The following is a 20,623-nucleotide window of genomic DNA, read 5'->3' on the forward strand; positions in this document are numbered from 1 at the left end:
GCATGACCACCCAACGCCTCGGCCTCATCATGAATGGCGTCACCGGCCGCATGGGGCTCAACCAGCATCTGATCCGCTCGATCGTCGCGATCCGCGACCAGGGCGGTGTCCGCCTGAAGAACGGCGACCGCATCATGCCCGACCCGATTCTGGTCGGCCGCAGCGCCGAGAAGATCGAAGCGCTCGCCAAGCGCTTCAACATCACGCGCTGGACCACCGACCTCGATGCAGCGCTTGCCGACAAGAACGACACCATGTTCTTCGACGCTGCGACCACGCAGGCCCGCCCCGGCCTGCTGACCCAGGCCATCAACGCCGGCAAGCACGTCTATTGCGAGAAGCCGATCGCGACGAATTTCGAAGAGGCGCTCGAAGTCGTGAAGCTCGCCAATGCCAAGGGCGTCAAGCACGGCACGGTGCAGGACAAGCTGTTCCTGCCCGGCCTGAAGAAGATCGCCTTCCTGCGCGACTCCGGCTTCTTCGGCCGCATCCTCTCGGTGCGCGGCGAGTTCGGCTATTGGGTGTTCGAAGGCGGTTGGCAGGAGGCGCAGCGGCCGTCCTGGAACTACCGCGACGAGGACGGCGGCGGCATCATTTTGGACATGGTCTGCCACTGGCGCTACGTGCTCGACAACCTCTTCGGCAATGTCCAGAGCGTGGTCTGCATCGGCAACACCGACATCCCCGAGCGCTTTGACGAGCAGGGCAAGAAATACAAGGCGACCGCGGATGATTCCGCCTACGCGACTTTCCAGCTCGAAGGCGGCGTCATCGCCCACATCAACATGTCCTGGGTGACGCGCGTCTATCGCGACGACCTCGTCACCTTCCAGGTCGACGGCACCCACGGCTCGGCGGTCGCAGGCCTCACTGACTGCATGATCCAGGCGCGGCAGGCAACGCCGCGTCCGGTCTGGAATCCCGACGAGAAGCGGCTGCACGATTTCTACGGCGACTGGCAGAAGGTCCCTGACAACGTCACCTACGACAACGGCTTCAAGGAGCAGTGGGAGATGTTCATCTGCCACGTCTACGAGGATGCCCCCTACAAGTTCACGCTGCTCGAAGGCGTCAAGGGCGTGCAGCTCGCCGAATGTGCGCTGAAGAGCTGGAAGGAGCGGCGCTGGATCGACGTCGCCCCGATCAAGGCGTGATGTCCGGTAATTAAGCCCCGATGTCTACCACGCCGTCATTGCGAGCGAAGCGAAGCAATCCAGAATATTTCCGCAGAGGCAGTCTGGATTGCTTCGTCGCTTCGCTCCTCGCAATGACGGGGAGAGGTCTGAGACCATGAACAAGCCCGTTCTTCCCATGTCATCATTGTCGCTCAAGCTGCCCAAGTCCGATCGCTCGATCGAGACCTACCGTCTCGCGGCCTCGCGCACGTTCCCCGCAAAGCTCGAGGGACCGCTAAACCGCATTGCCTTCTCGGCCGTGCACACCGTGGCCGATCCGTTCGCCGACAACGATCCCTGGCTGTCGGTCGCCGTCGATTGGGACAAGACCATCGCCTTCCGCGAGCACGTCTGGGACCTCGGCCTCGGCGTGGCCGAAGCCATGGACACCGCGCAGCGCGGCATGGGGCTGGACTGGCCGACCTCGCTCGAGCTGATCACGCGCTCCGTCGGCGCCGCCAAGCGACGCAACGCGCTTGTATTCTCCGGCGCCGGTACGGATCACCTCGCGGTGGAGGACGCCAGGAGCCTCGACGACGTGATCCGCGCCTATGAGGAGCAGATCTCGGCCGTGGAGAAGGTCGGCGGCCGCATCATCCTGATGGCGTCGCGCGCGCTGGCAAAGCTCGGCCGCAACGCCGACGATTACGCGAAAGTCTATGACCGCGTGCTGTCGCAGGTCCGCGAGCCCGTCATCATCCACTGGCTCGGCGACATGTTCGATCCAGCGCTATCAGGCTATTGGGGCACCGGTGATCTCGACAAGGCCATGGACACGGCGGTCGCCATCATCAACGGCAACGCCGCCAAGGTCGACGGCGTGAAAGTCTCGCTGCTCGACAAGCAGCGTGAGATCGACATGCGCCGCCGCCTCGACAAGCGCATCAGGATGTATACCGGCGACGATTTCAATTACGCCGAGCTGATCGCTGGTGACGAGCAGGGCTTTTCGCATGCGCTGCTCGGCATCTTTGACGCGATCGCGCCGGCGGCGTCCTACGCGCTGTCGCGGCTAGCCGCTGGCGACGAGGCCGGCTTCCACGACGTGCTGGGGCCGACGGTGCCGTTGTCGCGCCACATCTTCAAGGCGCCAACACGCTTCTACAAGACCGGCGTCGTCTTCATGGCCTATCTCAACGGCCATCAGGATCACTTCACCATGGTCGGGGGGCAGGAGAGTACGCGGTCCACGCTTCATCTCGCCGAGCTGTTCCGTCTGGCCGACAAGGCCGGCCTGCTCGCCAATCCCGAAATCGCGACGCAGCGGATGAAGACCGTGCTCGCCACCCACGGCATCGAACCCTGATGCGCGATTTCTCGTCCGACCACCGCTGGCTGTCGCTGAACACGGCGACCGTCCGCAAGCAGGGTGACCTTGTTCAGATCGTCGATGCCTGTGCGAAGCGCGGCATTCGCGCCATCGATCCCTGGCGCGACCAGGTCGCCGCCGTCGGTCTCGACCGGGCCGCTCGTGCGGTGCGCGAGGCCGGCCTAGAATTGTCAGGGTATTGCCGCGGCGGCATGTTCACCTCGGATGCCTCGCGGCGGGGCGAGGTGCGCGACGACAACCGCCGCTGCGTCGATGAGGCCAAGGCACTGGGGGCGCCCTGCATCGTGCTGGTCGTCGGCGGTCTGCCGCAATATTCGCGGCCGGGCAGCGGGGCGTCGAAAGATCTCGTCGCGGCACGCGGGCAGGTCGAGGAGGCGCTGGCCGACATGCTTGACTACGCCAGGCAGGCAAAGCTGCCGCTGGCCATTGAACCCTTGCATCCGGCCTATGCGGCCGACCGCGCCTGCGTGAACACCACCAGGCAGGCGCTGGATATCTGCGACCGGCTCGATCCCAACCGCAGCGGCATGCTCGGCGTCGCGCTCGACGTCTATCACATCTGGTGGGACCCGGAGTTGATGGAGCAGATCGCGCGCGCCGGCCAGGATCGGTTGCTCGCCTTCCATGTCTGCGACTGGCTGGTGCCGACCAAGGATATCCTCAACGACCGCGGCATGATGGGCGACGGCGTCATCGACATTAAATCCGTGCGAGCTGCGGTCGAGGCGCAAGGCTTTGCCGGCTATTCCGAGATCGAGATCTTCTCCAACGACTGGTGGGGAAAACCGATGGACGAGGTTCTGCGCACCTGCGTTACCAGGCATAAGACAGTGGTTTAGGTATTAGGGCACCCTGTGCGCGTCCTTCCAGATTGTTAGTAGACGTCAAAGGCTTGGCTACTGTGCATGGGGTTGTTTTCGCACTTTTTGGGGTAGAGCCTCAGAGGATCGAGCAGGGCACACTCAAGAATCCCCGAAACCGCACCCGTCCGCCCCGCACCGGCTTTCCGCTCACCGCGTAATTCGGGAAGCGCGCCAGAAAGCGCGAGATCGCAATCGCGCCTTCCAGCCGCGCCAGCGCCATGCCGGCGCATTGATGCGCGCCGGTGGCAAAGGCGAGATGCCGGTTCGGCGTCCGCGCGATGTCGAAGCTTTCGGGGTCGGGAAACTGCGCGGGATCGCGGTTGGCCGCGCCAATGCATAGCGTCACCGACGTGCCGGCTTCCAGCGTGACGCCGCCGAGCTCGACCTTCTCGGTGGTCATGCGATTGCCGAGCTGGTTCGAGCTCTCGAAACGCAGCATCTCCTCGACCGCGGTCTTGATCAGGTCGGGATTGTCGATCAGCCGTTGCTTCTGGTCGGGGTGACGGTCCAGCGCGACGAGGCCGTTACCGATCAGGTTCGTCGTGGTCTCGTGCCCGGCATTGAGCAGGAAGATGCAATTGTGCAGCAGCTCCTTCTCGGTCAGCCGCTCGCCGTTCTCTTCGCCCTGGATCAGGCGCGTCAGCACGTCGCGCTCGGGATTGCCGGGCTTCTCACGCCGGCGCGCGACCAGGGTCTCGAGATAAGCCAGGAAATCTTTTACGGCCTTGTTGCCGCGCGCGGCAGCGTCGGACGACACCACGGGTTCGAGCGCGCCGAGGATCGCCAGCGACCAGTCGCGCAGCGGCCCACGCTCGTCATGGGGCACATCGAGCAGATTGCCGATCACCTCGATGGGAATGGACGCGGCGAAATCCTCGATCAGCTCGCAAGTCCCCTTGGCAGCGATGGCGTCGAGCAGGCCGTCGACCAGCCTGACGAGATCGCCCTCCATGCCTGCGATCGCACGAGGCGACAGCGCGCCCATGATCAGGCGGCGGACGCGGGTGTGTGCGGGCGGATCATTGAAGACGAGGCTGGTGGTGTGGTGCTCGTAGAGCGGGGTGTCGCCGTATTTCGGTGCGAACTCGCGCTTCTTGTCGGAGCTGAAGGACTTCGTGTTCTTGTAGGTAGTGACGAGGTCGTCATAACGGGTCAGGAACACGGTGCCGCTGCGCAGCCGCTTGACCGGCTCGTTCTCCCGCAGTGCACGATAGGTCGGGTAGGGGTCGTCGTAGAACTCGGGCGTCAGCTTCTCGAGGTCGAAGCTTGCCGCCAGCTCCTTCGCGTTTGCGTTCATCCCGCTATACTCGCCGGTTAAAGCCGTTATGCCGTTTTTGTTGTTCTGATCGGCGCATGCATGCGTCTACAGTCCTGGCATCTCAAGTCTTGCCACCTTGCTAGCCGACTGGACAGGAAAATGCACGCCCACGCCGAGGCTGCCGACACGGCGCCGAATTGGCCCGACGATATATTCGCGACCCTGCAACGTTTCGACGTCCGGCAGGTGCCTTACGTACCGGATGCCGGCCATTCGAAGCTGATCCAGCGCGTGCTGGCATCGTCCACGATGCGCGGCATTCCGTTGACGACGGAGGAGGAGGGCGTGGCGCTTCTCGCCGGCGCCTGGGCGGGTGGACAGCGCGGCGTCTTGCTGATGCAGTCGAGCGGCGTCGGCAATTGCATCAACATGCTGTCGCTGATCCCGATCCTGCGCTTTCCCTTCCTGACGCTCGTGACCATGCGAGGCGAGTGGGGCGAGTTCAATCCGTGGCAGGTGCCGATGGGCTCGACCACGCAGGGCGTGTTTGAACTCTCGGGCGTGCAGGTGCTTCGCGCCTCGAACGCGGCCGAAGTGCCCGCTGTGTTGGAGGCCGCTGCAGGGCAAGCCTACAACGCGCTCACCCCCACCGCCGTCCTCCTGTCGCAGCGCCTGATCGGCGCCAAGGTTTTCACCAAATGAGCAAGGCCAATCTCCTCGACCGCCGTCAGGTCGTCTCCACGCTGCTGGCGAACCGCAAGGACGTTGTCGCAATCGGCGGCCTCGGGGCCTCCACCAACGACATGTGCGCGGCCGGCGACCATGCCCGCAATTTTTATCTCTGGGGCGGCATGGGCGGCGCTGCCATGATCGGCCTTGGCCTCGCTTTGGCGCAGCCGAAGCTGCCGGTGCTTGTCATCACCGGCGACGGCGAGATGCTGATGGGCCTGGGCAGCTTTGCCACCATCGGGCTGCAGAAGCCGGCCAACCTCTCGATCGTCGTGCTCGACAACGAGGCCTATGGCGAGACGGGCGGCCAGACCAGCCATACCTCTGCCGCCGCCGACCTCGTCGGCGTCGCCAAGGCCTGCGGTATCAAGGACAGCCAGGCGATCTCGACCATGGCCGAGGTCGAGGCCTTCGCCAAAGCCGTCCAGGACGTTTCGGCAGGCCCGCGCTTTGCCAACGTGAAGATCGACAACGCCAGCCTGGAGCGGATCCTGCCGACCCGGGACGGCACCTACATCCTCAATCGGATCCGGGGCGACCTCGGCTTTCAGCCCATCTAGGAGAGGCGGCCCAATCCATGCGGCGGCGCTCAGGTCCTGCACGCGCCCCGCGCAGGCCGAGCCAATTTCCCCTGAATTCGCAACGCACTTAGGTTGCGATGCAACATAGTGCTTGACTTTTACGTGGGTGAGTGCTTACTCACTAGCATGAGCTCATTGCGTATGACGAGCGACCTGAGGCGTCAATTGATCCTCGGTGCCGCGAAACGCTGCTTTGCCCGACATGGCTATACCGGCACCACGACGAAAAGCGTGGCGGCCGCCGCTGCCATTTCCGAGGGGCTGCTGTTCAAGCATTTCCCGTCCAAGGCGGCCCTCTACGCCGAAATCCTCAGCGATGAATGCGAGGCCGATCCGGCGCTCACCGAGCTGCTGGAGCGCGAGCCTTCGACCGCCACGCTGGTCGAGGTGATCCGCGGCATGGTGCAGCATTTCCTGCACATCGCCGACGGCCCCGATCAGGAAGAGGCCCAGCGCCTGCGACTGATGGCCACCAGCCATTTGGATGATGGCGAATTCGCCCAATTGCTGTATGCCAAGATCGAAACCTTGATCGGGGCGATCTTCCTCGCCTCGCTCGAACGTGCTGTCGCTGCCGGGGACGCGCGGGCATGCAGCGGCGAGCCGCTCAACCTGTTCTGGTTTGCGCATCACACGGTGATGACCGCCGCGCTGACCAGGCTGCCGGCCACGCCTTGTCTCGTCTACGGCAAGGCTGACGACCTCGAGCGGCAGCTGTGTGAGTTTCTCCTGAGGGGTATCGGACTTAACGACGCCGCAATTGCTTCGCATCTGGGCCACGATCAGGCCGCGGATGTCGGCATGACGGCGATTGCAGAGAGTGCATGACATGAACATCGTAACCGAACACAAGATTTCGGGCGAACCGATCGACAACAAGGCTCCCAAGCGTCCGGCCCGGCCGGTGCTATGGTTCATCATCGTCGGCACGCTGCTGGCCGCGCTCGTCGGCGGCCTCGTCTGGTTCAATTATTTCCGCGGCCAGATGATCAAGCAGTTCTTCGCCGGCAACAAGCCGCCGCCGACCGCCGTCAGCGCGGCAGAGGCGAAGTCCGAGGTGGTGCCGAACCTGCTGACCGCGGTCGGCGGCCTCGCCGCCGTGCACCAGGTCGACGTCAGCGCCGACGTCAACGGCCGCGTCACCGAGATCAAGTTCGAGCCGGGCACGCGTATCGAGGCCGGCACGCCGCTGGTGCAGCTGTTCGACGCGCCGGAGCAGGGCGACCTTGCCAATTACAAGGCCCAGGCCACTGTCGCGCAGCTCTCGCTCGATCGCGCCAAGCAGCTCGCCTCGCGCCAGTTCGGACCGCAGGCCACCGTCGATACCGCGCAGGCTGCCTATGATCAGGCGCAGGCCGGCATCGCCAAGACCGAGGCACTGATCTCGCAGAAGCTGGTGCGCGCACCGTTCTCCGGCGATCTCGGCGTCCGCAAGGTCGAGGTCGGCCAATATCTGACGGCGGGTACGGCGATCGTGTCGCTGACCGACCTGTCGGAGCTGTGGGCCAACTTCACCGTCACCGAAAAGGATTCCGGCAACCTCAAGGTCGGCCAGACCGTTCGGCTGAAGGTCGACGCCTATCCAGGCCGTACCTTCGAGGGCAAGATCACCACGATCGAGCCACAGATCGCGGCCGACACCCGCAACATTCGCGTGCAGGCGACGATCGCCAATCCGGAGAAGATCCTGAAGCCCGGCATGTTCGTGACCACCACGGTGGTCTTGCCGGACAAGCCGGCCGTGATCACCGTTCCGGAGACCGCGGTCGACTATACGCTGTACGGCGACTCCGTGTTCGTAATCACCGAGAAGAAAGGTGACGACGGCAAGACCAGCCTTTCCGCGGTGCGCACCTTCGTGCAGACCGGCAGCCGTGTCGAGGGCCGCGTCGAGATCGTCAAGGGTCTCAAGCCGGGCGACAAGGTCGTCGCCGTCGGCCAGCTCAAGCTGCAATCGGGTGCGGCGGTGTCGATCTCGACCGACCCGGCTCCGCAGATCCCGGCGCAGCCGCCGCGCTACTGATCCAATACATCCAAGTGATCCGGCCCGGCCGGATCACTTTTCTTGAGACAAAGAAATCGAGATCGCCGCGATGCGCTTTACCGATATTTTCATCAAACGCCCGGTTCTGTCGGTCGTGGTCAGCCTGCTGATCCTGCTGATCGGCCTGCGCGCGGCGATGGTGCTGCCGATCCGGCAATATCCGAAGCTGTCGAACACGGTCATCAACATCACGACCGTCTATCCCGGCGCGTCCGCGGACCTGATCCAGGGCTTCATCACGACGCCGATCGAGCAGGCGGTCGCCTCCGCCGAGGGCGTGGACTACATGACCTCGTCCTCGGTGCTCGGCACCTCGACGATCCAGGTCTACATCAAGCTGAACTTCGATCCGAACCAGGCGCTCACCGAGGTGCTGGCCAAGACGAATTCGGTCAAATATTTGATCCCGAAGGAATCCAACGACCCGATCGTCACCAAGACCACGGGCCAGACCACGGCCGTGATGTATCTCGGCTTCTCCTCCGAGGAGCTGTCAGGCTCGGCGATCTCGGACTATCTGACGCGCGTGGTGCAGCCGGTGCTGTCGACTGTCGACGGCGTTGCCTCGGCCGATATCCTGGGCGGCCAAACCTTTGCGATGCGGCTGTGGCTTGATCCAATGAAGATGGCCGGCCGCAACGTGTCGCCGGCCGACGTCGCGGCCGCGATCACGGCCAACAACTTCCAGTCCGCGGCGGGCCAGACCAAGGGCTATCTGATCGTCTCCAACATCTCGACCAATACCAGCCTCACCGACGTCAACCAGTTCAGGAAGATGATCGTGAAGGCCAAGGACGGCGGCTTCGTCCGGATGGAGGACATCGCCACCGTCGAGCTCGCCGCGCAGAGCACCGATGCGAGCGTCGCTTTTAACGGCGAGCGTGCGATCTTCATCGGCGTGAACGCAACGCCGCAAGGCAATCCGCTGACGCTGGTCAAGGGCGTGCGGGCACTGTTCCCGGAACTCGAACGCAACCTGCCGCCCTCGATGAAGATGAAGGTCGCTTACGATTCGACCAAGTTCATTCAGTCCTCGATCGACGAGGTGGAGAAGACGCTGGGCGAAGCCGTGATCATCGTGATCGTGGTGATCTTCCTGTTCCTGGCCTCGCTGCGCTCGGTCATCATTCCCGTCGTCACGATTCCGCTGTCGATGATCGGCGTCTGCACTTTGATGCTGTCGCTCGGCTTCAGCTTCAACCTCTTGACCCTGCTCGCGATGGTGCTCGCGATCGGCCTGGTGGTCGATGACGCCATCGTGGTGGTGGAGAACATCCACCGCCATCTGGAGGAAGGGAAAACGCCGGTCCAGGCGTCGCTGGAAGGCGCGCGTGAAATCGTCGGTCCCATTATCTCGATGACCATCACGCTCGCGGCGGTGTACGCGCCGATCGGTTTCCTCGGGGGCCTCACCGGTTCGCTGTTCCGCGAGTTCGCCTTCACGCTCGCGGGCTCCGTGATCGTATCCGGCGTGATCGCGCTGACGCTGTCGCCGATGATGTGCTCGGTGCTGCTGAAGAACACCGAAGAGGGTCGTTTCGCCAAGCTGGTGAACCGTGTGTTCGGCGCGCTGACGCGCTGGTATGGCCGCAGGCTCGACCGCTCGCTCGACTACAAGGCGATCACCGGCCTGTTCGCGGTGACGATCCTCGGCCTCGTCGGCTTCCTCTACATGCACACGTCGAAGGAGCTGGCGCCCGAGGAAGACCAGGGCATCGTGTTTGCGGTGACCAAGGCGCCGAAATACGCCAACATCGACTATGTCGATTTCTACGGCGACAAGCTCGACAAGGAATTCCAGAAGTTCCCCGAAACCGATTTCCGCTTCGTGCTGAACGGCATCAACGGCCCGCAGGGCGGCATCGCGGGTTTGCTGCTCAAGCCTTGGGATGAGCGCAAGCGCTCGTCGATCGCCTTGAAGCCGCTGGTGCAGGCCGAACTCTCGAAGATCGAGGGCGTGCAGGCCTTTGCGTTCAACCTGCCGCCGTTGCCGGGCGGTCCGGGCGGTCTGCCGGTGCAGATGGTCATCAACTCGACCGCTGGCTACCAGACTGTCTATGAGCAGATGGAGAAGCTGAAGGATGCTGCGCGCAAGAGCGGCATGTTCATCGTCTCCGACAGCGACCTCGCCTACAACCAGCCGAACGTCCAGATTACGATCGACCGTAGCAAGGCGCAGGATCTCGGCGTCAACATGCAGAACCTCGGCTCTACGCTCGCGGTGCTGCTCGGCGGCAACTACATCAACCGCTTCAATCTCGAAGGCCGGTCCTACCAGGTGATCCCGCAGGTGCCGCGCGGCCAACGGCTCTCGCCGGAATCGCTCGGCGGCTATTATGTGACGACCAACACCGGCCAGCAGCTCCCGCTGTCGACCGTGGTGTCGATCAAGACCAAGACCGATCCGAACTCGTTGACCCACTATAACCAGCTCAATTCGGCCACGTTCTCGGCCGTGCCGATGCCGGGTGTGACGGTGGGTGCGGCAGTGGACTTCCTCGAGGGTGAAGCCAAGAAGCTGCCCGCGGGCTTCAGCCACGACTATCTGGCCGACAGCCGCCAATATGTGCAGGAAGGCAATCAGCTCGCGATCACCTTCGGCTTCGCGCTGATCATCATCTTCCTGGTGCTGGCGGCGCAGTTCGAGAGCTTGCGTGATCCGCTCGTGATCATGATCTCGGTGCCGATGGCGATCGTCGGCGCGCTGATCCCGCTGTTCTTCGGTGTGGCGACCATGAACATCTACACCCAGGTCGGTCTGCTGACCCTGGTCGGCCTGATCACCAAGCACGGCATCCTGATGGTGGAGTTCGCCAACGAGCTCCAGGTCAACGAGCGGCTCGACCGCCGTTCGGCCATCGAGATGTCGGCCCGCATCCGCCTGCGGCCGATCCTGATGACCACGGCCGCGATGGTGACCGGCCTGATCCCGCTGTTGACCGCGACCGGCGCGGGCGCGGCCAGCCGCTTCTCGATCGGCCTGGTCGTCGTCGCCGGCATGTCGATCGGCACGCTGTTCACGCTGTTCGTGTTGCCGGCGGTGTATGTCGTGCTGGCGACCGACCACCGCGCTGCCGCCGATTCCGAGCGGAACAAGCAGGTCAACGAGATCGATCTCGGCGCCAAGGCCCTGCGGCCGACCTGAGGCGGCTCGTAAACGAACCAAAGGGCGGCAGCGGCGGGTCCGGTGCCGCCCTTTTTCGTTTTGCCGCCGCGTGGCGATTCGGCGCCGAGGCAGGTGCAGGGCGTCCTGCGCTTGCGAGAGACAAGGCCGGGTCTTCTTGCTAGGTTCCGCGAGATGAGCCTTTCCCTCCATCCCGACACTCCGCAAGCAAGCACGCTGCCGAGCCCGGCTCCGGCCGACGCTGCCTCCGGCGTGGCTGCGGGGCGGGGGATCAGGACCCGGCTGTTCACCAGATATGTCGCGCTGTTCGTGGCCGGAAGCGCCTGCTCAACGGCGCCAAAGGCATCCGCATGCAGCTTGAATAGGAGTTCGTCATGATCCGTGAGTTCTCTGCCGGCAATTACCGGTTCATTCCCTCTGTATTTCAATACTCGGCGGGTGCCGCCGCGGATGACGGCTACGAGATCGAACGGGTCCGTTTCGACCGTCTGGTGCCGCTGGCGGAAGGCTTTGCGCTCGCTGCAAGGTTCATTCAGGAGGCGGGCCGCCCGCTGACGGCGTTCTGCGCATGCGAGCTGCGTTCGCCTGCGGCGTTCAGCGAGGAAGGCTTTCGCGCGTTCAATCTGCACTATGTGAAGACCCTGTCCGAATGGGGCATCTTCGACGGCACCACAAATCCGGTCGCGCGCAGCAATGTCTGTCCCGAGATCGAACCGCCGTCCGAGCCGTCGTTCTACGCCTTCTCGTTTACGCGCCCGACGCGGTCGAAGGCGCCGAGCTTCGTCATCGCAGGCGGCGCCGAGGCGCGCGAGGGCAGCGGCACCTATGTCGAGCGAACCGTGCGCTACCGCGATCTCAGCCCGGAAGGGCTGCGCGAGAAGGTGCGTTTCACGACCACCTCGCAGATGGAAAGCCGTCTGGCCGCCTTCGGCTTCGGCTGGAAGGACACGACCGGCGTACAGGCCTATTCCGTGCACGACTTCCACCATGCGCTGGTCGACGAGTTGGTCCGCCGCGGCGCCCTGCGCTCCGGCCTGACCTGGCATTTCGCCCGGCCGCCGGTGGTCGATCTCGAATATGAAATGGATTGCCGCCGCGTGATGCGGGAAGCGGTGATCTAGAGCGGTCCTTCATCTCTCCCCGACGGGGAGCGGTGAAGGTGGCTGCCACGGTTTACTTTACCGCTGCCTCGGGTCGAGCGCGTCGCGCAGGCCGTCACCGAGCAGGTTCAGCGACAGCACCACGAGGAAGATCGCTAAGCCCGGCCAGATCGCCATCCAGGGGGCCTGCGTCAGGAAGCGTTGCGCGGCGTTGAGCATGCTGCCCCAGGATGGTGCCGGCGGCTGCTGGCCGAGGCCGAGGAAAGACAATGCCGCCTCGGCGATAATGGCGGCCGCGATCGAGAGTGTCGCCTGCACCAGCAGCGCGGGCAGGATGTTCGGCAGGATATGCGAGAGTGCGATCCGCCACGGCGGATTGCCAAGCGCGCGCGCCGCCTCGACGTAGTCCTCGGCCTTGACGACGAGCACCTGGCCGCGGGTCAGGCGGATGAAGATCGGCGTTGCCGAGATGCCGATCGCGATCATGGCGTTGCCGAGGCTTGGGCCCAGGAACGCCGCCAGCGCGATCGCCAGGATCAGGAACGGGCAAGCCAGCATCGCGTCCGTGATCCGGCTGATCAGCGCATCGACGAAGCCTCCGCGATAGCCGGCGAGAAGACCGAGCGGCACGCCGATGCCGAGCGCGATCGCAACCGAGATGAGGCCCGCGAGCAGCGAGGCGCGCGCGCCGTAGACGACCCGGCTGAGAATGTCGCGGCCGAGCTCGTCGGTGCCGAGCCAATGTGCCGAGGTCGGCGGCTTGCGCACCAGGCTCCAGCTCGTCGCGATGGGATCATAGGGCACGATGAGCGGGGCGAGCACGGCAAGAACGATGAACAGCGTGAGCACGATGAGCCCGAACACCGCCGCCTTGCGCTTGAATAGCCGCCGGCGCGCACGGCGGGCCGGGCTGTCCAGCTCGTCGGCTTGCGTGAGGGGGCTCGGCAGCGCGGCGTCGGTCATGGATCAGCCCCGAAGCCTGGGATTGACGAGGATATAGGCAATGTCGGCCACGAGATTCAGCGTGATGTAGACCGTGGCCGTCACCAGGACTACGCCCTGAACTACGGCATAATCGCGGTTGAACACGGCATCCACGATCAGCTTGCCGAAGCCGGGAATGGAGAAGATCTGCTCGGTTAGGACGGCGCCGGACAACAGCGTGCCGAGCTCGAGCGCGCCGAGCGTGATCACCGGTGTCAGCGCATTGCGCATGGCGTGCTTGAGGATCACGGAGCGCTCCAGCAGCCCCTTGGCGCGCGCGGTGCGGACATAGTCGCTTTCCAGCACCTGCAGCATGGCGCTGCGCGTGTGCCGCATCAGCACCGCGGCAATCGCATTGCCGAGCACGAAAGCCGGCATGATGGTGGCAGCCAGGCTCGCGCGCCAGTTCTCGGTGAGCGGCACGTAGCCTGACGCCGGCAGCCAGCCGAGCTCGATCGAGAACAGGAAGATCAGCATGATCCCGAGCCAGAAGTTCGGCGTCGAGATGCCCCACAGCGCAAACAGGTTCGCGCCATAGTCCCAGGCAGAGCCTTTCTTCACGGCAGCGACGATGCCGGCGGGGATGCCGATCAGGAACGCGATCACGATCGCCATCGAGCCGAGCTGCAGCGTCACCGGCAGCTTCTGCGCGATCAACTCGCGCACCGGCATCTTGTTGCGCAGCGACTCGCCGAAATCGCCCGAGAGCACGCCCTTGATCCAGTAGGCGTATTGCACCGGCACGGGTTGATCGAGCCGGTACTGGTGCCGGATCTGCTCGATCACGGCCGGATCGCGCTCTTCGCCCGCCATCACCAGCGCGGGATCGCCCGGCAGCAATTGCTGCAGCGAGAAGATCAGGACCGAGACGAAGAACAGCGTCGGCACGATCTGCACAAGACGGCGGGCGAGGAAGTTCAGCATGGGAGCTCCCGTGTCCCGGGCGCAGCGCAACATGCAATGTTGCGCTGCTGAACCGGGACCCATGGAGTCCCATGTGCGGCTCTGGGTCCCGGCTCTGCGGTGCAGCGCTCGCGCGCTGCGCCGCGTCCGGGACACGCGTGCATCGCCGGGCTCCTCACTTCAGCTTTAGCCCGATCACGCGGACGAGGCCGTCGGGCATCTGCTTGTAGCCTTCGAGCTTGGTCGTGTGAGCGATGATGATGCGGCGGTGATAGAGGTAGAGCAGCGGCTCCTCTTCCTGGACCAGCTTGGCGAGCGTCTCATAGCTGGCCTTGCGCTTGGCGGGATCGGTCACCAGCCGGGCATCCTCCAGCGCCTTGTCGGCCTGCGGGTTGTTCCAAGCGCCGTAGTTCTGCGGCGCGCCGCTATGCAGGAACACGAAGGTGTTGCCGTCGGGGTCGACGCGGCCGCTCCAGGCGAGCATGTAGGCCTGGTAGTCCCCGGCTTCGGCCTGCTTCAGTCCGGTTGCGAATTCGGTGACGCGGATCTTCATGTCGAAGCCGGCTTCCGCTGCCATCGACTGGATCACCTGCGCCGGCGTTTCGGTCTCCGCGCCCTTGGGTACAAGGAAGTCAACGCTGACCGGCGGCGTCACGCCGGCCTCCTTCAACAGAGCCTTGGCCTTGGCCACGTCGCGGGGACGGACCGGAAGCGATTTCTGATAGTAGGGATGGTCAGGATTGACCCATTGATTGCCGACCTGGAACTCGCCGTTGAACACGACCTGGTTGAGGGCCTCGCGGTCGATGGCGAGGTCGAGCGCCTGCCGGACCTTGGCAGACTGGCTCAGCGGGCCCTTGGCCTTGTCCTTGCCGATGTTGAGGGTGATGCCCTGATAGCCGAGCTCGATGGCGGTTGCGACCTTCAGCCGCGAGTCGGCACGCACGTCCTTCAGATCTGTGGCGAGCACGCGCTCGATCAGGTCTAGGCCGCCGGACTTCAGATTGGCGAGCCGCACGGTGGCGTCGACGATCGGCTGGAACACGATCTTGTCGATGAAGACGTTGTCCTTGTTCCAATAGTCGGCGAACTTCTCGAACACGATGCGGTCCTGCTGCACGCGCTCGACGAATTTGTAGGGGCCGGCGCAGACCGGGCGCAGTCCGAACTTGTCGCCGGCTTCCTTTGCCGCTTTCGGCGAAACCATCATACCGGCGCGGTCGGTGAGCTGAGCCAAGAGCGGCGAGAACGGCGATTTCAGCACCAGCTTGACTGTGAGGGGATCGACGACCTCGATGTGATCGACCGAGGCGAGCTCCGGCTTTCGGAAGGAGCCGGGGAAGGTGAGGTGCCGCTCCAGAGAGAACTTTGCGGCTTCGGCATCGAACGGCTCGCCGTCGTGGAATTTTACGCCGGGCCGCAGCTTGATGACCAGGGCCTTGCCGTCGTCGGCGGTCTCGCTTCCCAGCGCGAGCTGCGGCACGATGTTGAGCTTCTCGTCGATGTCGAACAGCTTGTCGCAGAAGGCCGAGAACACGATGCGGCCGACATAGGTGCGGGCCATCGTGGGATCGAGGATGTCGGGATCCTCGGCGAGGCCGATGCGCAAGGTGGTCTGGCCTTGCGCGGCTCCGATCGACAACAGGACGGCGGCGACCGTTGCGGCCAGGCGAAACATCTTCATCGGACAATCCCCATTGCTTCGGCTATTTCGTTGTGGACGCGTTGCCCAGTATACCAACCCCGGCGGGGCTCCCGCCTTCCGTCTTTCGGCTGAAGGCCGCGACCAATTTTGCGAGCACCGGCGAGAACCCGCCGGCGGTCGGTAGAATGGCGTCGGCGGACGGCAGTTCGGCCGTGCGATGACAGGCGGTGGCGTGGCCGGTGCCGTCGGCCAGGAGCGCGGGTGCCTCGTTGCGGCAGCGCTCGATCACGAACGGGCAACGGGTATGGAAGCGGCAGCCGGCGGGCGGATTGAGCGCGCTCGGGATTTCGCCCTCGAGCAGGACGGTCGTTCGTTTTGCCTTGGGTTGCGGCAACGGGATCGCCGACAACAGCGCGCGGCTATAGGGGTGACGCGGTGAAGCGAACAGCGCATCCGCCTCCGCCGTCTCGACGATCTGGCCGAGATTCATCACCGCGACGTGGTCGGCGATGTGCTTGACCACGGCGAGGTCGTGCGAGACGAAGATGTAGGCGAGGCCGAGCCGGTCTTGCAGCTCGCGCAGCAGATTGAGGATCTGCGCGCGGATCGAGACGTCGAGCGCCGAGACCGGCTCGTCGCAGATGATCAGCTTCGGCTCGACCGCGAGTGCGCGGGCTATGGCAATGCGCTGGCGCTGGCCGCCGGAGAATTCATGCGGGTAGCGCCGCGCCAGCCGCGGCTCCAGCCCGACCAGTCGCAGGATTTCCGCAACGCGGGCGCGTCGCTGGGCCGGCGGCACCAGATCATGCAGGGCCAGCGGCTCGGTCAGGATCTGGCCGACCGTCATGCGCGGATTGAGCGAGGCGTAGGGGTCCTGAAAGATGATCTGCGCCTCGCGGCGGAATTTTCGCAGGCTGAGGGCATCCAGCGCGAGCAAGTCGCGGCCTTCGAAGCGCACCGTGCCGGCGTCCGGCTCGATCAGGCGTAGCACCAGGCGGCTGATTGTGGACTTGCCGCAGCCGGATTCTCCCACCAGCGCCAGCGTCTTGCCGGCGTCGAGCGAGAAGGAAACGCCATCGACCGCCTTCACATGGGCCAGCGGTCGGCCGAACAGCGAGCGCTCGGCGACGAAATGCTTGACCAGGCCATCGACCTTGAGGAGCGCGGTCATTGTTGGCCGTCTCCAAGCATACCGGCCTCGTGTCCCGGGCGCGGCGCAACACGAAGTGTTGCGCTGCTGAACCGGGATCCAGACTGCCGCCACATCGGCCCCGGTTCAGCGGAGCACCACGGCGCTTCGCTTGTGCTGCACCGCGCCCGGGGCACGAGAGGAGAGAGCGTGGCCATCACGACACCAGGCGTTCGAGCGGGGCGCGGATGCAGCGCGAGAGGTGGCCGGGAATGACTTCGGCCAATGGCGGTGGCGCTTTGGTGCAGGCATCCAGCACGAACGGGCAGCGCGCCGCGAAGCGGCAGCCGGCCGGCGGCTGAGCCATGTTCGGCACCATGCCTTCGATCGTCGCGAGTTGTTCGGCGCGGTGGTCGAGCCGCGGGATCGAGCCGAGCAGGCCGACCGTGTAGGGGTGCTGCGGGGCGGAGAACAGCTCGTCGACGGCTGCACGCTCGACGATCTCGCCGGCATACATCACCGCGACCTCGTCGCAGACCTCGGCGACGACGCCGAGATCGTGGGTGATCAGGATGATGGCGGCGCCGCTCGCGGCCTTCAGCTCGCGCATCAATTCCAGGATCTGCGCCTGCAGGGTGACGTCGAGCGCCGTGGTCGGCTCGTCCGCGATCAAGAGGCGCGGGTCGCAAGCCAGCGCCATCGCGATCATCACGCGCTGGCGCATGCCGCCGGAGAGCTTGTGCGGATATTCGTCGATGCGCCGCTCGGGGGAGGGGATATGTACGCGGCGCAGCAGCTCGATCGCCCGGTCGCGCGCGCGTTTGCGCGCGCCGCCGCGATGGCGCAGGATCGTCTCGATGATCTGGTCGCCGATCGTGAAGCTCGGATTGAGCGAGGTCATCGGCTCCTGGAAGATCATGGCGAGCCGGTTACCGCGGAGGTCGCGCAGGGTCTGGTCCGGGGTCTGCAGGAGATCGAGCCCGTCGAAGCGGATCGCCCCCGAAATCTCCGCGCTTTGTTTCGGCAACAAGCCCATGATGGCCAGCGAGGTCACGCTCTTGCCGCAGCCGGATTCGCCGACGAGGCCGAGCGTCGCCCCATTGGCGACGCTGAGATCGACGCTGTCGACCGCGTGGGTGATGCGGCCGTCGTCACCGTGGAAACGGATGCGCAGGCCCCTGATCTCGATGAGGGGGCTCGCGCTCATGACCGCCTTGCGCGCGCTGCTTGAATGCTGGCGTCGATGACACTGCGATCGGTGTTGCCGGCCGGGTTCTGCCGCGTCGGCATGGAGGGCCGGAAGTGAACCCAGAGCTCCTGGCTGACCTGTTCGAGCCGTTCGAGCTCACCGAGCGGATCGGGATGATCGTCGGCGCGAATGTCCAGCGCCGGCCATTCCTCCTCGCCATGGATCAGCAGCGCCGCGGACTGCTTGCCACGCTTGTCGCCGCCGGCAGCTTCCCCTGCGCGCATCGCCGCGAGCAGGCGGCGCGGGAAGGGCAGGCTGTCGTTGGCGATATAGGTTTTTGCGGTCTCGTCGAGGACGTCGGCGCCGGCAAGCATGTTGCCTGCAATCGAAAAGCCGCTGCCCGCCATGTGCCCGCACCAGTCGACGCAGTCGCGCCCGGTATGGGCGGCGATCTCGCCGCTCGCATCCATGATGTGGAGCTGCCGGCTCTCGCGGCCGTCGTCAGTAGCGAGCAGCGCGGCGAGCACGTCGTGCGCGTTGAGACCCTCGCGCAGAAGCTTGACCCCGTCGATGCCGTAATAGGGATTGACGAAAGCCTGCGTCGCGATGGCGCCGAGACCGGCGGCGATATAGGGCACGCGCGCGCCGACGGCGAAGAACCGGGTCGCGACCGCGATGCCGAACTGGCCGGTGGCAGGATCTCGCGCGATGATCGACCAGGTCATGTGCTGCCTATCACCGTCCCGCGGCGTAGCCCTGCATGCCGCGCGGATTGGCGGCCGCGCGGCGGCGGACACCGACGCGTGAGGCCGCGGTGAGGCGGCCCTCCGACCAGTCGGGGCCGATTTCGACGATGTGCCCGCGCTCGCGCAGATTCTCAATCGTCGCCTTGGGCACGCGGTTCTCGACCACGAGCACGCCGGGCCGCGCGGTGCGCGGCCAAAACGAGATCGGGAAATGCTCGGAGTGCCAGGCTGGCGCGTCGATCGCTTCCTGGAGATTGAGATTGCAATGGACGTGGCGCAGGAAGAACTGCGTGATCCACTGGTCCTGCTGATCGCCGCCGGGCGAGCCCCAGGCGAGGTAAGGTTCGCCGTCGCGCAGCGCCATGGTCGGCGACAGCGTCGTGCGCGGGCGTTTGCCGGGCGCGAGCGAGCTCGGCTGGTTCTCCTCCAGATCGAACATCTGTGCCCGGCTGCCGAGGCAGAAACCCAGCTCGGGAATAACAGGCGAAGATTGCAGCCAGCCTCCTGATGGCGTCGACGACACCATGTTGCCGGCCTTGTCGATGATGTCGAAATGCACGGTGTCGCCGCGCACCTCGCCGAAGCGCCCCACGGTTGGTTCACCGGCGCCGAGGGCGCCAACGGCCTCGCGTTGGCCTTCCGCTCGGCGAAGCTTGACCACGCCGCCGAGGCCCTCGACCGTGCCCGGTCGGAGATCGAGCGAGGCCTTGTCGGTGACGAGCTTGCGGCGCTCGTCATTATAGGTATCCGACAGCAGCGTCGCGATCGGGATCTCGCTGAATTTTGGATCGCCGTAGAACTTCTCGCGATCGGCGAAGGCGAGCTTGGCGCATTCGATCTGGAGATGGATGAACTCCGGCCCGGTCGGGTCGAGTCCGTCGAGCGCAAAGCCCTTCAGCAGCGCCAGTTGCTGCAGCGTCACTGGGCCCTGGCTCCATACGCCGGCCTTGCAGACGGTATAGCGACCATAATCGTAGGTGAGCGGCGCCTCGATCGTCGGCTGCCAGCGCGCCATGTCGTCGGCGGAGAGCACGCCGCGATGCGGCGAGCCGCTGACGTCCATCACCTCCTGGGTCCGGCAGAACTTGTCGATGGCTTCCGCGACGAAGCCTTGCGACCAGGCCTTTCGTGCACGCTCGATCTCGGCATCGCGGCCGCCGCCACCGCTCTCTGCCTCGTTCAGGATGCGGGTGTAGGTCGCAGCCAGCGTCTTGTTGGTGAAGAGCGTGCCTGGCTTCGGCACCTCGCCGTTCGGCAGGTAGACGGCCGCGGAGGTCGGCCAGTGCTTGCGGAACAATTGCTCGACGGTCTGGATCGTCGCGCAGGCGCGCTCGACCAGCGGGTAGCCGTCGCGGGCGTAGGAGATCGCGGGCTCCAGCACGTCGCGCACGCGCATGGTGCCGTAATCGCGCAGCAGCATCATCCAGGATTCGAAGGTGCCGGGCACGCAGGCCGCGAGCAGGCCGGTGCCGGGCACCATGTCGAGGCCTTCGCTCTTGTAATGCGCGATGGTGGCGCGCGCCGGGGCCGGGCCCTGGCCGCAGATCACCTCGGTGCGGCCGCGCTTTACGTCATGGACGATGACGGGCACGTCGCCGCCGGGGCCGTTCAGATGCGGCTCGACCACCTGGAGCGTGAAGGCGGTGGCGACGCCGGCGTCGAAGGCGTTGCCGCCCTTTTCCAGGATGGCCATGCCGACGGCGGTCGCGATCCAGTGCGTGGTGGCGACGACCCCGAAGGTGCCCTCGATCTCGGGACGCGTCGTGAACGGATCGGGATTGACGTTGCTGGCCATGGGTTACCTCACTTGCGGCGCGCGCAAT

17 protein-coding genes are annotated in these 20,623 nt (G+C 65.1%); 9 read left to right on the forward strand and 8 right to left on the reverse strand.

All coding sequences use genetic code 11. From position 1 onward, the window contains the following. Positions 1-2 precede the first annotated feature (2 nt). The 3 genes from QRQ56_RS18665 to QRQ56_RS18675 all read left to right on the forward strand — a co-directional run bounded on the left by QRQ56_RS18665 (position 3) and on the right by QRQ56_RS18675 (position 3,344). On the forward strand, positions 3-1,154 hold the full coding sequence (locus QRQ56_RS18665) for a Gfo/Idh/MocA family protein (protein ID WP_438742071.1): 1,152 nt from the start codon (positions 3-5) through the stop codon (positions 1,152-1,154). Positions 1,155-1,290: 136 nt separating this feature from the next. Then, positions 1,291-2,481, forward strand: a complete 1,191-nt coding sequence (locus QRQ56_RS18670) for a dihydrodipicolinate synthase family protein (RefSeq protein ID WP_438742072.1) — start codon at positions 1,291-1,293, stop codon at positions 2,479-2,481. Beyond that, positions 2,481-3,344 (forward strand): sugar phosphate isomerase/epimerase family protein, encoded by an 864-nt coding sequence (locus QRQ56_RS18675; RefSeq protein WP_438742075.1) that lies wholly within the window; start codon positions 2,481-2,483, stop codon positions 3,342-3,344. Before QRQ56_RS18670 ends, QRQ56_RS18675 begins: the two co-directional genes overlap by 1 nt. Positions 3,345-3,444: 100 nt before the next feature. Here the strand turns inward: QRQ56_RS18675 and QRQ56_RS18680 are convergent, their stop codons facing one another. Next, positions 3,445-4,665, reverse strand: a complete 1,221-nt coding sequence (locus QRQ56_RS18680; RefSeq protein ID WP_438742077.1) for a cytochrome P450 — start codon at positions 4,663-4,665, stop codon at positions 3,445-3,447. Between the two features lie 120 nt (positions 4,666-4,785). Here QRQ56_RS18680 and QRQ56_RS18685 point away from each other — a divergent pair, with 120 nt between their 5' ends. The 6 genes from QRQ56_RS18685 (at position 4,786) to cnbZ (ending at position 12,225) form a co-directional block, all read left to right on the forward strand. Next, the gene (locus QRQ56_RS18685) at positions 4,786-5,328 is read left to right on the forward strand and encodes a phosphonopyruvate decarboxylase (RefSeq protein WP_438742078.1); all 543 of its coding nucleotides are present in this window, start codon (positions 4,786-4,788) and stop codon (positions 5,326-5,328) included. After that, entirely contained in the window at positions 5,325-5,915 is a 591-nt protein-coding gene (locus QRQ56_RS18690) for a thiamine pyrophosphate-dependent enzyme (RefSeq protein ID WP_438742080.1), read from the forward strand. Before QRQ56_RS18685 ends, QRQ56_RS18690 begins: the two co-directional genes overlap by 4 nt. A gap of 147 nt (positions 5,916-6,062) precedes the next feature. Then, on the forward strand, positions 6,063-6,764 hold the full coding sequence (locus QRQ56_RS18695) for a TetR/AcrR family transcriptional regulator (protein WP_438742362.1): 702 nt from the start codon (positions 6,063-6,065) through the stop codon (positions 6,762-6,764). A 1-nt stretch (position 6,765) separates the two neighbouring features. After that, positions 6,766-7,959: an efflux RND transporter periplasmic adaptor subunit gene (locus QRQ56_RS18700; RefSeq protein WP_438742081.1), complete on the forward strand. Its 1,194-nt coding sequence runs from the start codon at positions 6,766-6,768 to the stop codon at positions 7,957-7,959. A 70-nt stretch (positions 7,960-8,029) separates the two neighbouring features. Continuing rightward, a complete protein-coding gene (locus QRQ56_RS18705; protein WP_438742083.1) occupies positions 8,030-11,125 on the forward strand; it encodes a MexW/MexI family multidrug efflux RND transporter permease subunit in 3,096 nt (1,031 codons plus the stop codon). Positions 11,126-11,478: 353 nt separating this feature from the next. Continuing rightward, on the forward strand, positions 11,479-12,225 hold the full coding sequence (gene cnbZ, locus QRQ56_RS18710; RefSeq protein ID WP_438742084.1) for a 2-amino-5-chloromuconate deaminase CnbZ: 747 nt from the start codon (positions 11,479-11,481) through the stop codon (positions 12,223-12,225). 57 nt (positions 12,226-12,282) lie between these two features. On the opposite strand, the gene QRQ56_RS18715 is transcribed toward cnbZ, so the two are convergent. The 7 genes from QRQ56_RS18715 to QRQ56_RS18745 form a co-directional block, all read right to left on the reverse strand. Next, complete coding sequence (locus tag QRQ56_RS18715) at positions 12,283-13,167, reverse strand: ABC transporter permease (RefSeq protein ID WP_438742085.1); 885 nt, start codon at positions 13,165-13,167, stop codon at positions 12,283-12,285. Positions 13,168-13,170: 3 nt separating this feature from the next. Beyond that, positions 13,171-14,112, reverse strand: coding sequence for an ABC transporter permease (locus QRQ56_RS18720; protein ID WP_438742087.1), 942 nt, complete (start codon positions 14,110-14,112; stop codon positions 13,171-13,173). Positions 14,113-14,266: 154 nt separating this feature from the next. Then, positions 14,267-15,775 (reverse strand): ABC transporter substrate-binding protein, encoded by a 1,509-nt coding sequence (locus QRQ56_RS18725; RefSeq protein ID WP_438742089.1) that lies wholly within the window; start codon positions 15,773-15,775, stop codon positions 14,267-14,269. A 22-nt stretch (positions 15,776-15,797) separates the two neighbouring features. Further along, on the reverse strand, positions 15,798-16,907 hold the full coding sequence (locus QRQ56_RS18730; RefSeq protein WP_438742090.1) for an ABC transporter ATP-binding protein: 1,110 nt from the start codon (positions 16,905-16,907) through the stop codon (positions 15,798-15,800). A gap of 175 nt (positions 16,908-17,082) precedes the next feature. Beyond that, entirely contained in the window at positions 17,083-18,072 is a 990-nt protein-coding gene (locus QRQ56_RS18735; RefSeq protein ID WP_438742092.1) for an ABC transporter ATP-binding protein, read from the reverse strand. Continuing rightward, positions 18,069-18,779, reverse strand: a complete 711-nt coding sequence (locus tag QRQ56_RS18740; protein WP_438742093.1) for a DUF1028 domain-containing protein — start codon at positions 18,777-18,779, stop codon at positions 18,069-18,071. Before QRQ56_RS18740 ends, QRQ56_RS18735 begins: the two co-directional genes overlap by 4 nt. A 10-nt stretch (positions 18,780-18,789) precedes the next feature. Then, entirely contained in the window at positions 18,790-20,595 is a 1,806-nt protein-coding gene (locus QRQ56_RS18745) for a gamma-glutamyltransferase family protein (RefSeq protein ID WP_438742094.1), read from the reverse strand. Positions 20,596-20,623: the final 28 nt, after the last annotated feature.

It is taken from the genome of Bradyrhizobium sp. U531, assembly GCF_051710265.1.
In the GTDB taxonomy this organism is placed as follows: Bacteria; Pseudomonadota; Alphaproteobacteria; order Rhizobiales; family Xanthobacteraceae; genus Bradyrhizobium.